Source organism: Thermobifida halotolerans, assembly GCF_003574835.2.
Taxonomy (GTDB): domain Bacteria; phylum Actinomycetota; class Actinomycetes; order Streptosporangiales; family Streptosporangiaceae; genus Thermobifida; species Thermobifida halotolerans.
On the sequence record NZ_CP063196.1, the window covers coordinates 118,909 to 133,411 of the forward strand.

At 68.0% G+C, this 14,503-nt stretch carries 15 protein-coding genes; 4 read left to right on the forward strand and 11 right to left on the reverse strand.

Going from position 1 to position 14,503, the window contains the following annotated elements; all coding sequences use genetic code 11:
• Positions 1-317: 317 nt before the first annotated feature.
• The 9 genes from NI17_RS00545 to NI17_RS00585 form a co-directional block, all read right to left on the reverse strand.
• Complete coding sequence (locus tag NI17_RS00545) at positions 318-971, reverse strand: hypothetical protein (RefSeq protein ID WP_084012342.1); 654 nt, start codon at positions 969-971, stop codon at positions 318-320.
• A gap of 7 nt (positions 972-978) precedes the next feature.
• Positions 979-1,488, reverse strand: coding sequence for a hypothetical protein (locus NI17_RS00550; RefSeq protein WP_147416915.1), 510 nt, complete (start codon positions 1,486-1,488; stop codon positions 979-981).
• 852 nt (positions 1,489-2,340) lie between these two features.
• Positions 2,341-3,708, reverse strand: coding sequence for a hypothetical protein (locus NI17_RS00555; protein ID WP_147416916.1), 1,368 nt, complete (start codon positions 3,706-3,708; stop codon positions 2,341-2,343).
• A 322-nt stretch (positions 3,709-4,030) separates the two neighbouring features.
• Positions 4,031-4,168, reverse strand: coding sequence for a hypothetical protein (locus NI17_RS00560; RefSeq protein ID WP_157129656.1), 138 nt, complete (start codon positions 4,166-4,168; stop codon positions 4,031-4,033).
• Between the two features lie 384 nt (positions 4,169-4,552).
• The gene (locus NI17_RS00565) at positions 4,553-5,149 is read right to left on the reverse strand and encodes a DUF1275 domain-containing protein (protein ID WP_147416917.1); all 597 of its coding nucleotides are present in this window, start codon (positions 5,147-5,149) and stop codon (positions 4,553-4,555) included.
• A gap of 178 nt (positions 5,150-5,327) precedes the next feature.
• Entirely contained in the window at positions 5,328-6,041 is a 714-nt protein-coding gene (locus NI17_RS00570) for an Rv1352/Rv1906c domain-containing protein (protein ID WP_119267871.1), read from the reverse strand.
• A 167-nt stretch (positions 6,042-6,208) separates the two neighbouring features.
• Positions 6,209-7,222, reverse strand: coding sequence for a DUF4236 domain-containing protein (locus tag NI17_RS00575; protein WP_119267872.1), 1,014 nt, complete (start codon positions 7,220-7,222; stop codon positions 6,209-6,211).
• A gap of 142 nt (positions 7,223-7,364) precedes the next feature.
• Positions 7,365-7,589, reverse strand: coding sequence for a hypothetical protein (locus NI17_RS00580; protein WP_199859896.1), 225 nt, complete (start codon positions 7,587-7,589; stop codon positions 7,365-7,367).
• Between the two features lie 231 nt (positions 7,590-7,820).
• On the reverse strand, positions 7,821-9,623 hold the full coding sequence (locus NI17_RS00585) for an outer membrane protein assembly factor BamB family protein (RefSeq protein ID WP_068687712.1): 1,803 nt from the start codon (positions 9,621-9,623) through the stop codon (positions 7,821-7,823).
• A 468-nt stretch (positions 9,624-10,091) separates the two neighbouring features.
• Here NI17_RS00585 and NI17_RS00590 point away from each other — a divergent pair, with 468 nt between their 5' ends.
• The 4 genes from NI17_RS00590 (at position 10,092) to NI17_RS00600 (ending at position 13,718) form a co-directional block, all read left to right on the forward strand.
• Complete coding sequence (locus NI17_RS00590) at positions 10,092-10,445, forward strand: hypothetical protein (RefSeq protein WP_068687713.1); 354 nt, start codon at positions 10,092-10,094, stop codon at positions 10,443-10,445.
• 32 nt (positions 10,446-10,477) lie between these two features.
• Entirely contained in the window at positions 10,478-12,985 is a 2,508-nt protein-coding gene (locus NI17_RS00595; protein ID WP_068687714.1) for a TPR repeat domain-containing protein, read from the forward strand.
• A 62-nt stretch (positions 12,986-13,047) separates the two neighbouring features.
• The gene (locus NI17_RS24330) at positions 13,048-13,176 is read left to right on the forward strand and encodes a hypothetical protein (protein WP_267887157.1); all 129 of its coding nucleotides are present in this window, start codon (positions 13,048-13,050) and stop codon (positions 13,174-13,176) included.
• A 107-nt stretch (positions 13,177-13,283) separates the two neighbouring features.
• Complete coding sequence (locus NI17_RS00600; protein WP_068687715.1) at positions 13,284-13,718, forward strand: hypothetical protein; 435 nt, start codon at positions 13,284-13,286, stop codon at positions 13,716-13,718.
• 11 nt (positions 13,719-13,729) lie between these two features.
• Here NI17_RS00600 and NI17_RS00605 read toward each other — a convergent pair whose 3' ends face one another.
• Together NI17_RS00605 and NI17_RS24575 are read right to left on the reverse strand one after the other, a co-directional pair.
• A complete protein-coding gene (locus NI17_RS00605) occupies positions 13,730-13,909 on the reverse strand; it encodes a hypothetical protein (RefSeq protein ID WP_068687716.1) in 180 nt (59 codons plus the stop codon).
• 85 nt (positions 13,910-13,994) lie between these two features.
• A complete protein-coding gene (locus NI17_RS24575; RefSeq protein ID WP_170163047.1) occupies positions 13,995-14,138 on the reverse strand; it encodes a transposase family protein in 144 nt (47 codons plus the stop codon).
• Positions 14,139-14,503: the final 365 nt, after the last annotated feature.

Here is a 14,503-nt window from a genome sequence, read left to right on the forward strand (position 1 = left end):
GGTCGTCCCCGCCCCGCGGTGTCGTGATCCTGTCCCCGGGGTCGAGTTCGCGTGCCGAGTCCGACCCCGGAGTCACGGTGGATGGCTTCACAGCCAGTACTTCATCGAGGTTTGAGTGTCGGGTTCGTGGCGGATGCGATTCCGCCGCGCTCCGGCGAGGTCGAGGCATTCCACAGAACCCTCCAGAAGCGGGACACCACCGGCCACGGCCAGCCCATGGGGCCCGCCCCGGACGGCCGGTGCGGAATGCCTCATCTTCCCCTGATCTCTCTGCAAAGACCCCGCGCCCACCGCAGAACCGAACACTCACACCTCAGTCAGAGCCAGAAGAACTTTGTCACATCCGGGCCCCTGCCGTTCTCGTCCGGCTCGGGAACATGAAGGCCGTACCGCTTGGGTGCGCCGAAGAAGGTGTGGTCGCCCGGGTAGGCCTCCGCGCCGAGAACATCCTCCAGTTCCCTGAGTGCGGCTTCGAGGCGAGGCGCGTTGTTTCGGTACACCTCTGGGTGGGGGTTTCCGAAGAAGTCGTAGTAGGCCCACACATCGTGGTGCACGCTCAGTTTCACCCGGGCCGAGACCGGGTCAGTGTCCACCTGGAGATCTACCAGTTGCGGTTCGGGACGACGCTGACCTTCTGCGTCGATCCAGATCCCGGGACCCGGAAGTGTGATCCAGTTGACCTCGGCGTCGGGATACCCCACGGGGCGACTGGACAGGATGCGCTCGGCTGTTTCAGGCGAGTCCAGAGGATGATTTCCCAGAGCGAGGGAGGTGGTGATACCGGTTCCCCCTCGTCCGGGAACCAGCCAGGAGCACTTGATTCCGTACGGTTCGAGAAGGTCGTACCTGGCAAGTGTTTCCACGGTGCGCCCGGCCAGGTGCAGTCCGGTGGTGAGTCCGGGGTCGGATATGTCGTCGAGGTCGAACGTCCACGAGCCGTTCTCCTTGGGGGAGCTGATCAGAAAAGACATGGTGTCCTCATGGAAAGATGTTTTTGTCCGGGATTGTGACGAATCCATCTTCGAAACGGATCCTGAACGTGGTTCCGGATCGCTCCGCAAACCTCTCGAGTTTTCTCTGTTTGGCTTCTGGGAAATTGTCTACCGGCTGATGGCAGTCGATGATGATGATCCTCTCGGTCAAGGCCCCCTGGTTGATGTTGTCAAACTGCTGGTTTGCCTCCTTGGCTCTCTTGTCGATTCCGTTGATACTCAACACGTCCTTGAGTTCGTATCCGTGGCTGGGCTCTCCGTCCGGTCCGAACGCGACAACGTCGATGTCCTGTGTCTGACCGGTGTCGGGATCGGTGAACCTGTGTTCGAAAGCAATATTCGTTACTCCGGCGTCCTGGAGTTCGGCAGCGTGCTCCAGAGCCATGCGAGGCGCGGCCGGTCGGTTGTCCAGGTCCTGCTTGTCCGCGCACATTGACAGAACTGTCCGGTACCCTGGAACATCCGAAAACCTCCCGCTGGTGACGAGTTCCGCCACTCTCTGGCCGTAGGGAGATTTTCCAGCCTGGAGACAGCATTTTCCCAGATATCCCTGTCGACTCCCGCCTTCCGTAGTTCTTCCCTGACGCTGCTCTCAAGCTCCGGAGACATCCCCCCGGTGGGATCGGACACCGGTCTACCTCCGGGGTCAGAGCCTCCGGTCCCGCTTCCTCCCGCGCCGGAGGAGTTGCCGCTACCTGTCTCCTCGGCACTGCGACTGTTGTCCGGGTCGCGTTCGTCACGGATAGGTTCCTCGCCGTTGTCACCGTCCTTCCGGTCACCGAGATTCCGGTCTTCACCCGGGAGGCCGGAATTCGGCTCCCCCTCCCCTGAGGAGCCCCCAGCTTGGCCGTTGCCACCTGTGCGGCCGTCCAGGCCTTCACCCGGTCCGGATTCAGGGGGACGACCGCCTGTGGGAGGACCGCCGTTTCCGCCGCGGCCGAAGCTGTTTCCTCCGCCGCTGTTGGCGGAGGACCCGCCACTGGTTGACGTGTCCCTGTGGCCGCTGGTGGGACTGGAGTCTCCGTTTCCTGTTCCAGGAGGGTCGGCGGGACCGTCTCCCGGTCCGCCACCGGAACCGGTGGGCTCTCCCGTGGGTGTGTGGTCTCTGCTGTGGGCGCTGGGTGACAGGTCGGGAAGAGGGCCGCCCGGGGTGCGGCCGCCCACGCCCGCGCCGACCGGAGCCTCGGCGTGCTGTTTGAGGAAGAGTTCGAACTCCTCGTGCAGGCGGAGGATCTGTTCGGTGGTGGGCAGCTCGGCCGCCTGGTCGGCATCGGGGCTGCGGACAGGAGAGGGGCTGTCGCTGTTGTTGCCGTTGGGGGTGGTGTCTGCCGGGCGGGACGGAGGCGTGTCACCGGTGTCGGGGGAGGAACCGCTGGGAGTGTCTCCGATGTCGGGAGTCGGGGTGGTGGGCGTGGGGTCGGCGGGGGGCCGGGGTGGGGGTACCGCCGCCTCCACCGGGCTGGTTGCCGAAGTTGTTGGCGTTGGCCAGGGCGTCGTTGAGCGCGTCGGTCTGGGAGGAGGGAATGGACAGGGAGTCGACGGTATCGCCCAGGCCGGAGGTGATGTCGTCCGGGGAGCGGCTGTTGAGAAGACTCCGGAGGTGGGAGGCGGGGTCGAAGCGGTTCAGGGAGGAGTTGGGCAGGATGTCGCCGAGGTTGCTGACGGTGCGCAGAACGCGGGAGCCGCGCCAGGCCAGCAGCGGCACGCCCACCACCGCGCCCACACCGGTCGCGGTCAGCACCGCGCCGCCGACCATGCTGCCGATGCTGATCACTCCGGTGGTGATCACGTAGCCGGGACGGGTGCCCCACTCCCGCCAGGGCACCATGGAGTGGCCGACCTCCTTCCACGCGCCGGAGAAGTTGTCCCACCACTGGCCGCCGGAGTCCACGCCCCAGCCGTTCTCGCCGTAGAAGCCGGTCAGGTAGGCGATGCCTTCCAGGCTGCCGCCCCAGTAGTCGCCGAGATTCCCCCACCACTCGCCCCACGAGCCCACGCCCCAGCCGCGTTGGTCGTGGTAGAGGCCGAACATGCTCGCGAAGTCGGTGACGGTGCCCGCCCCGATGTCCCACAGTGCCGAGCCGACGTCGGCCCACCAGGGCGCGTCGTACTCCTGGGGGGTGGCCCAGTCGGTCTTCATGTCCTCGGGGGCCTCGGCCAGACCGTAGATCCTCTCGCCGTCGGCGGCGACGTTGGAGCCGTCCAGCTTGGCGGCGATGAAACGGGTGCCACCGAACAGGCCGGTGATGGTGTTGGCGCAGTCGCGTTCGGCCGCCTGGTACTCGGTCTGCACCGCGGCCAGGTCATTGTTGAGCTGGTTGTGTTCCTCGACCTTGTCCTCGTCCTTGTTCCACTCCTCGCCTGTTTTCTTGATTTCGACGGCCATGGTCTCGGCGTCGGATTTCAGGCTCTTCCACCTGGCCAGCAGGGGGCGGATCTCTTCGGCGAAGTCGATGAGCGCCTGACCGACGGTGCGGATCTTGCCTTCCATCTCGTCGCCGTCGTCGGCGACCGGATCGACCGCGGCCAACAATTCCTCGGATTCGGGGGCAACGTAGTTTCCCTCCAGTCCGGCCCAGGTCGACTTGATGTCGTGGCCAGCCTGGGCAATGTCTCCGCCATCGTCTTTGAGGGCTTTGCCCGCGGCCTCGATCGCGTCGGGATCCGCGCTGGGAATCACGATCTTGTCGGGGTTGGTCACTCCGCCGCCGCTCACCGACCGACCTCCGTATCTTTCCTCCCGTACCGAGCAACTCCAATTGAGAAGAATCGAGGAACACGGAGTAACGCGCAAGAGGCGCAGAAAAAGGATTGATGCAGGTTATTCAGGTAAACGAGCTGTCTTGGACGACGGAATGGCCAGAAGCGGTCACTACTTCGTGCCAACGATGCGTTGGGATTTCGGTGGAGTGGGGTGGGGCCGGATGCGTCGGACCGCTCCGGTCAGACAGACAGCGCACGCCGGACGTCCACGGCATGCCGCCTGCGACCGTTTCCCCGACGGCCGTCCGGAGCCTCAGGGGAAACAGTCGCGGAGATCAGTCGTTGGAGTAGGCGAAGGCGATCACGTAGACCGCCGCGGTCTCCTCGTCGGGGAAGACCACAACGGCCTTGCGGTCCACTCTGGAGTTGGGATGTCCGCCACGGCAGGTGACCGTGCCCTCGACCGCCTCCACGGTGATGTCGAATTCCTCCCGGTCCTCGGCGTCGGGGGACTGGGACTGCGGTAGGTGCTGAATCCGTCCGTCGTGCAGAACCGCTCGGCTCCGCCACGGCCCGGGGTGAACCGGACACGGTAGACGGGCAGGTCCGCCGCGTTGTTCTCACTGAGGTCTGACGGTCGCCTTCGCGACGGACACCGGCCGTGTGGAGAAGAGGGGGCAGCCGATCGGCCCAGGGCGTTCCACACCAACCCCTGCGGTGGGATACCACCGGTTGCCGGTTGCCGGTCGAGGTCAACCCGTGGTCGCCCGCCCCGAACGCGGGGGGTGGAATGTCTCGTCTTTCTCCGGTTGCTCCGAAAAGAACCCGCGCCCGCCGCAGAACCGAACACTCAGACCTCAGTCAGTGGTGATCCGCACGTCCGTCGCGTCCTGGGGAACGGTCAGGCCGTTCAACTCCTCGAATCCCGCGAGCAGGTCCTCGCTCGTGATGGGCGGGAGGGACAGCGTTTCAGGAGTCACCCGAGGAAAGACGATCCGGAAGGTCCCATCGCGGTACGCGAGGCGGTGCTCGCGGCTCGGGAACGGGAGTGTGTCCGGGGCTTCTCCGAATCCCGCCGGGGCTTCGTCAACGGCGGCGGGCCGCCGCGCCGGTCGCGGCCACCGCGAGGACCACGGCCGCCAACAGCAGCAGCGCGAGACCGGGGTGGACCCGCAGCGCCAGCGCTCCGGTGGCCGCGCCCGCGCCGAGCAGTGCGGTGGTGCGGCGTGTCCAGGCGGCGGGGTACGCCCCGCAGCACCCGCCCGGCCAGGACGGCGCCCGCGGCGAAGGCGACCAGGGCCACCGCGGGCCGCCATGCCGAGAAGCAGCACGTTGCCGGTGAAGATCCGGTACAGCCCGAGGAAGCTGACCGCGTCGACGATCCCGATGGAGAAGGTGAGCGCGAGCAGCAGTCCGGGAAGCCGGTCCGGGGCCGCGGGCGGCTGACCGGTCATGCCCCGCCACTGCCCCCGGCGGGACGGAAGCAGACTCCGGAAAAGCCCTTTTGCGTCCTGGTCTCGTTCGCCGCGGCCGCGCTTCCGCTCCCAACCGAACCGCCGTCCGCGCTCACGTCTGGCCAACGAGAGCGACAGCGGTCGGCGGACGGCCGGGAACTACGGTCAGCCGCCAGAGTCAGTCGCTGCGGGTCCACTCCCCGCACCCGCTCGTTTCGAAGGCGACGTCACCGGAGCGGATGGTGACGACCTGCGCCCCCGAACCGAAACTGTTGGTGATGATCGAGCCGAGTTCACCGTCGGTGCTCGACAGCCGCGCCCAGTAGCAGTCCCCCGAGCCACTGCTGCGATAGGTCCCGGGTTTGATGTCCTCGCCGACCAGGTAGGTCCCGTTGCCGGGGAAGGTGTTCTCCGCGATCTCCCGCTCGGTTGCGGAGATGTCCTCCTCACGCTGGTCCAACTCGGCCTCACGCTCGTCGAGGCTTTCCGCGCGGTCGTCGAGTTCGCTTTCCCGGTCGTCGAACTCGGCTGCCTGCTCCTGCAGCGGCTGGAGTTCCTCCTGAAGGTCCTCCTCCCGTCCGAGTGCCGCCTCCAGTCGCTCCTGGTGCCTGTCCCGGTCATCGACCGCACTCAGATACTCCTCGGACGCGGTCGGTGCCGGATGCAGCAGATAGCCGAGAACTCCCCCGGTCGGCAGTGCGACCAGAGCGGTGACCAGGGGAAGGACCCACGGGTTTGCGGTGGTGAACCATCGGGCAGCCGTACTCCACGTGGCACCGTGGGCACGCACCGCGGGTTCGGGGGCCAAAACCTCCGCAGTCGCCTCCTGCACCGCGTCGGCCGCGGCCTCTTCCGCGTTCTCCTCGCCGGACGGTTCGCCAACACCAGACATGACCAGACTCTCCAGGGGTGGGGGATGCCTGGATTGTGGCAGGGGCGGCCGGTCTGGCGCGGGGTCCGCGCCCGACGTGTTCCCGAAGCGAGACCCGACAGTCCACGCGGTCGCAAAAATTGAGGCCGCGGCCCGGGCCCGTGCCGGGAAACGCCGCCCGCGGGGGGTCAGTCCGCGGATTCCACCTGCCGCAGCAGGTCGGCCAGTCCGGGGAACGCGGCGTCGCGGGCGTAGAGCCGCTCCAGGATCTGGCGGGCCCGCGCACGCTCACCCCGGTCGAGGGCGAGCCGGGCCTGCTCGATGCCCGCGAGGGTCACGATCTCGGGGTCGGTGCCGCGGCGGCGCAGCACCTCCTTCAACGTCTGGTGCGCCCCGTCGCCCATCCCCCCGGCCGCCAGCGCGCGGGCCCGCATGACCAGGAGGAAGGCGTGCGGATCGGAGGCGTTGGACAGGTTGTTGGTCAGGTCGATGACCGCGTCGTGGCGGCCCGTCTCGCTGTAGAGTTCGGCGAGGGAGACGGCCGCGCTGAACGTGGGCTCCAGCCCCTCGACGACGGCGATCGCCTGCTCGGGCCGCCCGGTGGCCTGGTACAGCTCGGCGAGGGTGAGCCCGACCGCCTCCCGGCTGGGCGGCAGGGCCGCGTCCACCCCGTGGGCGATGCGCAGGGTGATCACCGGCATGTCGACGTAGGCGCGGACGAACGGGTGGTCGGCGATCTCCCCGCCGTGGTCGAGCGCGGTGCGCAGCGCGGCCTCCGCGTGGGCGAGGTCGCGGCCGTGGTAGGAGAGCAGACCGTCGAAGGCGGCGCACAGCGGCGCCCAGTCGGGGTGGCGCCCGGCGATGTGGGGCAGTCGGCCGCGGTCGCGGTCCTCGAACAGCGCCCGGTACAGCTCCTTCTCCGGGGCGGGGGCGAACAGTCCAGGCTTGTTCTGTTGCGGCTGTGCCGTCTTCGGCTGGGGTCGGGAAGCCGGACGGGAGGGGCGGCGAGGGCGGCCACCGTCCAGCCGGGTGGAGTAGGACAGCCCGGAACCGGGAATGCCGACGCTTCCTGTCAGCCGTCCGCCAGCCGACCTGCTGATGCGCATCCCCCGACCGCCGACGGAGTAGCCCACGCCCCGGTGGGAGACGGTCATCCGCACGCCCGGGGCGATCTTGAAGCTCTTGCGCAGCCGAAAACCCATCGGCTCCTCCTCGGCGGGTCCGCGTCACCTCGCCTTGAACAGTATCTGTCCTGGCAAACCACCTCATCCTTCACTTTTGTCACGTATTGCTTCGAAGGGTGGGGGAGGTCGAAATCCGGACAGCTTCTGGCGGTCACCGACGTCAGGCGGTGGCGAGGTCGGGACGGAGTTCGGTCGCCCGCATGGTGAGGGCGAGGAGTTCCCGCGCCTCCCCGGACAGGTCGCAGCCTTCGGAAACCGTGGAGGCGTCCAAGGCGGTCCTCAGGTTCCCCGCGTCCGCCGGTCCCGGCGAGACGAGAGGCTTGGCCAGCATGTTCGACGGGTGCTGCAGGTCGGGCACGACCGTTGTCATCAACAGACGGGGCACGGGGAACCCCCGTAGACAAACGGGTATTCATCCACCACCCGGTGGCGACCAGGGTGAAGAGGGCTCAGCGCGTCGCAGCACGCCTACGAGCGGGCGAGGGGGAGACAAGGCCTCGCGACCGCGTACGGCGGTGCCACCGCGTGTCTCCTCGCGGAAACGGAACTCCGGGCCACTGCCGGGAGCAGGCGGTAGGCGGGGGATGAACCGGAGGACAGGAGTTGGCCCGCCAGATCAGGCCAGGCCGACGATCTGGACGGGAGACTCCTCGGAACCGGAGGAGGAATCGGTGTGGTCCGGAACCTCGACCTGGCCGGTCCGTACCACCAGCAGCGCCCCGGGAGCGGGCAGCAGGCGTAGTGCGGACGGTTCGGGCACCGGGACGGCCACCCCGTCGAGCGGGACGCGCACGGGCTCTCCATCCCGGGGCAGTACGGTGACGTCGTAGCGCCAGCCGGGACCGTGCTCCCCGGTCTCGGTCCATTCCTCCAGGGACACCCACACGCTCTGCTCCTCCCAGGATCCCAGTGGCAGCGCATGCAGCAGGTCCTGGTAGGGCGTCTCCACCGTGTCGACGAGTTCGCCGGACAGGTCCCGGTAGGCGACCACGACCGGTTCCGTGTCGTCGCCGGGGCGGGGGAAGGCGACGAACCCGTCAGAGGTGAAACGCACCGGACCAGCCGATTCCGACACCGGGGAGCGGGGCGTCCCAGCCAGCAGGTCGCCCGAGGCGGGGTCGAGGACCAGAAGGTCGCCGTCGTGGTTCAGGGAGTCCACGACCACCACCGAGCCGTCGGAGACAGCCTCCCACACCGCCAGTCGGGGGGAGCCGCTGAACGCGGGCGGGTGGCTGCTCTGGTAGGCCCCGGCCTCAGCGGTCCACTCGTACCTCCACTGCTGCTCACCGGTCGCCGAGTCCAGGGCGAACAGTACGGCGGTGGCGTCGTCCTCTTCCCGCTGGGAGGTGCCGCAGAACCCGGAGACGAGCACGGAGCCGCCGACAACCTGAAGGGACTGGGGAAGGTCGGTACGCCACACACAGCCGGAGGGAACCTCCGCCGACCACACGAGCGTGTTGTCGGTCAGGTCCCGCGCTTCCAGAGCGCGGTCGGGGCCGCCGGTGATCCGCGCGGTGTCGGTCAGGGCGCCGATCGTCGGGGCCTCCTCCCACGCACCGCCGCCCGGCGTCGGCAGCAGGCCGGGCATCAGGTCGTCGCTCAGGATCTGGCCGGTGGCGGCGTCCAGGGTGAGCAGTCCGTCCCGGGGGCCGCGGGTACGCAGGTCGGTGAAGGACAGCACCACCGTGGCACCGTCCGGGGTGACCCGCACGTCCACGTCGCCGATGTCGGGGCTGCGGTAGCGCCAGGCCTCCTCACCCGTGGCGGTGTCCAACGCGATCACGCCGTCGCCGAGCGAGACGAGTGCGCCCGCGGCGGTGGGATGCACGCCGGTGACCCGCACTCCCTCCGGAGCGGTCCACTCCCACGCCGCTTCGGTCACCTTGGTGGGAACCGGCGGCGGTGTTTCCGCCGAGGCGGTCGTGTGCTCCGCCCGGGCGAGGTCCGCCACGAACGCGGGAACGAGCAGCAGCACCGGGGCGAGCAGCAGACCGACCGCCGGGACCAGCAGCGACGACCTGCGGCGCCCCGGGTGCAAGGAGGTTCCCGCGGCCGCGACCGCTCCCGCGCCGAGCAGCGCCGCGACCACGCCGACGAGGTGGGAGAACTGCCACGGACCGCCGTGCTCCTGCCCGGTGAGCAGGTTCCGGAAGGCCACCAGGTCAACCGCCGCGGCCACGACCACCCCGACAACCGGAAGCGTTCGCCGCCACCGCGACGCCCCTTCCGTCAGGAGAGACCCGACGGTGAGTCCGCCCGCCAGCACCCACAGGACCACACGGACCGCCGCCGGGACACCGGAACTCTCCGCGGTGGAGAACAGCGGCGCGGTGAGGGCGGCCAACGCCCCCGCGACACACAGCACGATCCCGGCCCACGCCGGGACACGGGCCCGAGGCGGCGCGTCAGGGGAGTTCATTGACCGTCCTTTCCGGTGTCCGCGTCCGTGTTGGCCCGTCCGGAACCACGCCGAGCACGGACAGGCGGGCCGCAGTTTACGGATGGAAGCAGAAAACCACGGACATTGATATCACAGCGGTCTCGTTGGCCACATTCGGTCACACCGCCGAAGCGGCGCCACCGGCCGCTGAGTCGCCACCAATTCTCTTTTCTCAGGATATGGAGGCTGACGTGTTTCCTGGCAGACCTCTGATCCGAACGAATCCCCCTGCCACACGCGGTTCCGCCCCCTTCGGAGACAAGGATGAATTGGTCTGGTGAAGGCGGATGGGAGATACTGCTCCAACCACCGCACCCATTTCTCACCGGGCGCGGAACGACCTTCGCCGGGTTCCCCGCACCGTTCCCGGCGGACGTGAGCAGAAGCGGTCAGGAAGCACGGTGGTCCCCGTGTGCCCGGCAGAACCCGTTCGACAGGAGGTAGGACGTGGGCGACGAGGTTGGCGCCAACCCCTACGAGGCTTACCAGCGGGGGGAGGGCGCGGTCACGATCGCGGAGACCTTCACCGGGTTGAAGTCGGCGTTCGACGACGCGATCACCGCCGCCAAGACCGCCGCGGTGGAGCCGCCGTGCGCGAACGCCTATCCCGACTTCGGTGAGGCCAACGCCGCGCTCATGGCCGACATCCAGGAGCACGGCATGTCGCTGGGCGGAAACGTGCAGGCCGGAGCTCAGCAGACCGCCAACACCGACAGCGAGGCCGGAGACGACTTCACCGACGTCGGCGGGGTGCTGTCGCGCCAGATCAACGAGCAGACCAGCCGCTACACCGGCGAATAACCCCTCCTCCAAGAACCGGACACACGTCGAAGATGGCATCGTTCGATCCCCAGGACACCGAAGCAGACGAGGAAACCATCCGCGCGGCCGCCGACGACCTGTACGACGTCGCCGGGCGCATCATCGGCCGCTCCGGCGACCTGCGGTCGGCCTTCACCGGCGCGGCCGTGGAGTTCACCGACCTGGTCACCGAGGACATCCGCAGCGAGGGCGACTACGACGAGCAGTTGTGGCAGCGTTCCTCGATGGCCGTGGTCTACGCGGCCGGCGTGACCGACATGTGGGCCGAGGACGTCAAGTGGTTCAAGGACAAGCGTCAAGAGCTCATCGACGGCTGGGAGGACGAGGTCGCCGACGACTTCGGCGTCCCCCATGAACCCACCTCCGAACCGGGACCGCCCCCGGTCGCCCCCGGAGAGACACCGCCGGAGCGGCCCTCCCCAACGGCAAGCCGCGACGCCAAGATCGCCGAGAAACGGCAGGAACGGCTCGACCACTACGAGGGCGAGGCCGCCGACCTGTGGGAGAAGTTCCAGGAACGCGCCGAGGAGAAGGGGCAGATGCTGCGTGACGGTCCCGAGCCCGAGCACGTGCGCGAACTGGTGGACGCTGGAGTGCTGGGATGGGCTCCCTACAACATCATGGGCGCCGAATCCGAGCCGCCCCTGCCCCTCACCGAGGACGAAGCGGTGCGGATGGCCAACAACCTCGACCGCTACCTATCGGAGGACGGTGAGGAACTCGACGCCGAGTACGCGGAGATCCTCGCGGCGCTCGCGGTCATCAGCCTCAAGGCGCAGGAGGCCCAGAAGAACGGTGACCGACTCCCTGCGGGGGAGATCGCCTTCCTGGAACGCTTCTACGCCGAACTTGACGACGCGGGCGGAGACCACGACCTGCCCTACAACGTCGTTGAGATCCCGGCGCACCTCGACGAACTCGACACGATGAGCGACGAGGAGAAGGACGAGCTGCTGAAGGTGCTGGGCGAGGGCATTCTGACGCTCTCCCACGAGGACCTCGGAGGGTCGTTCGAGCAGCTGCCGCAGAGTGTGCGGAACGCGGCCGTCGGCCCGGTGGACGACACCCAGACCGAAGGCCCCATGCCCTACGGGTACGTCGACTGGGCGGACGACATCGTCGGACTCTCCCGTCTCCTCGGCGGCACCGACGACGACCTGGAGGGAGGCGAGGACTTCTCCGTCAACCTGCTCTCCACTCTCGGCCACGAGATGGCGGATCCGGCTCTCGGGCCGCCGCTCGAACTCACCTCGGAGACGGGAATTCCCCTCGTTGAGGCCGCGACCCGCAACATCGAGGCCAACCACGCACTGCTGACCGGGGACTACTCCCACCCCCGCTTCGGTACGGAATCGGGAGAGGTGCTGAGCGGCCTCTATGCCTTCGAGTGGTCGGACGACGGCGAGGCGGTGAGTGGCCTGACCGACTGGATTCCCGAGTACTCCAGGGCCGACGGCGAAGCGGGGGAGGAGCAGCGTCTCCTGGCGGGCGAGGCCACCGCAGGCCTGATCAAGCACATCACCAGCAACGACGCGTTCGCGGCGCTCACCAACACAGGGGTGACCGTGGGCGACGACGGAAACGCGGCTTTCGGCCAGTACAATCCGGAACTCGCGGAGAGCCTCGCCGGGATCTTCGTCGCCTACATGGACGATTTCGGAATGGACGTCCAGTTGAACGAGGAAGGGCTGGCGGAGTCCGACTGGGTCTTCAACTTCGACAGCAACGAGAACCTGGTGCTGAACGAGTTCGGCCGGGCGAGGTTCCTCCAGTACATCGTTGCGGACGAGGCCACCGCGATCGACACTTACGCAGCCGTTCAGTTGCATTCGAGCGACCAGTTCACCAGTTATCTCGGCGGCGAGCCGGACAGTTACGGATTCCGGGTCAACGGCACCGAGGCGGGAATCCTCAACGGGCTCTTCGAGGCGGCCCTGATGAACGAGGCGGCGGACCGCTCGGCAGACATCGAGCAGACGATCACGGAACGGAAACTGGCCAGCGACATGGTGATGGCCTCCGTCACCGGGCCGCTTCCTCCCCCGGTCGGGGCGCCGCTCGCGGACTTCCTCAAATACCACGGGGGAAACATCGTCAATTCGGGAATCTCCTCCTACACGGTTCCGAACGTTTCCGGGGTCTCGGGTGAAACCCAGACGGTCAACGAGTACGAACTGCTCGCGGTCAAGTTCCTCGCGGAGGACGAGAACCGGGACATCTCCTACCAGGATCTTGAGGACATCTACGTTCACGGGGCGCCCGGACGGCTGGAGATCCCGAACTCCGCGGACGAGTGGGCGCCCGGCGACCAGCGACGGGCGGGCGTGGAAGCCGCCTCCAACATCCTGCAGCAGGAGACCGTGGAACTGCCCATCGGCGGGGACGGCGAGACGAAGACCGTGACTGTACACGAAGCCGTCGACGACTACCTGTCGGCCTACGGGAACGGATACAACGACATCCAGCGGTTCTACGCGTCGGATTACGAGAACTTCTCCCAGGGCAACAGGGGCAGGTGACCACAGGCACGGGGCGGGGTGTCTTTGAGATTCGTTGATCGGGTTCTGATTCGGAGTCGGGTGTGGGCGAGGAATCCGTGGAGCGGGTCGAGACGGTGCCGGAGGTGCCGAAGTCCAGCGCGGACGGCACCGGCCGGTTCAGCCAGGCCCAGCGCGGCGAGGCCGGCCAACGCGGTGAGTTTGAGGTGTGACCACACGCCCTCCACCGGATTCAGTTCCGGGGAGGGCAGGTAGACCATCTCCGGCCAGGAATGGGTCGCGGTGCTCTCCGGTCGGCCGGAGAACCGCCAACGAGATCGTGCTGAGCATCACCGACGAGGCGATCCGCTACGGACTCGGCCAACAGGACGGCCCCTCTGTGGAGTACGTTCCGACCAACAGCGGCGACAGCGAGACGACGCGCACCAGCCTGGGCACCCAGACGCGGCTGCAGATGCTCGACGCGCTGCTGCAGGACGGGCGGATCAAGGCGTCCGACGTTCCTCCGGAACTGCTCGCCGAGGACACCGAGGGCGGCGACCGGATCAGGCCGCTGCACGAGTTCTCCGGAAGCGACGGCCGGGAACTGGACCGCATCGCCGAGGACCTCATCGTCGAGCACGGCATGGCCGAAGCCACCGACGACTACCGGGACGAGTACTGGAACGGCTACGCCGACGTGCGCGACGCCTACCGCGCCGTGGACCTCGACGACTACGAGAAACTCGAACAGGGAATCAGGCTGACCAACTGACCCCGGGGCGCTCACCGCAGCCCGGTGAGCGCCCCGGGGTCCTCGCCCGTGCCGGTGACCACGACCGCTCCGGGCACGGGCAGCAGTCGCAGGCCCTCGACGCCGTCCAGCGACTCCGGTGCGGCCACCTCGATCGTGTGCGCGGCCCGGTCGGCTCCCCACGGGACGACGGCGGCCTCGACCCGTTCCATCAGCGGGCCGGCGGTCGGTGGATCGTGGGTTCGGAGGGCAGGGCCTGCCTGGGCAGAAACGGATCAGGGCGGGCGCCGACCTGTTTCAGTCCGTCTCCCCGGGGGTATCGGCGATCCGCTCGCCGACCGCCGGCAGTGAGGTCGCTGCGGCCTGCACCGCGCACGCGGTGAGCGCGAGCACAACGGCCAGGCGGTGGCGTACTCCGCGTGGATCACGCGGGTCGGGCACCTCGGCCGACCGCTCCGGCAGGCCCGGAACCCTCAGCGGGGCTGACCTTGTGGATTCTCGCGCAGTTGGTCAAGGGCGGGCGGGATCGGCGATGATCCGTCGGCAGGCACGGTCTTCCACCCAGATCACAGGGCGTAGAGAACTCCATGGTCTTGGAAGCCGTGCCTGCCACGTTCCCAGAGCGCCACTGCGCCAACAGATCACTACGAACCGGGCACCACGCGACTACGCCGAAACCCTAACCTCGATCCAACCCCCGGCGGGGTCCTTGTCGACACGCGCCCGCTGCGGTGCCCTGGGCTGGGGTTACGCACAAGGCTTGAAAGGCGCTTAGCTCTCAGCGAGCCTACGGAGCTCCGCGGAGT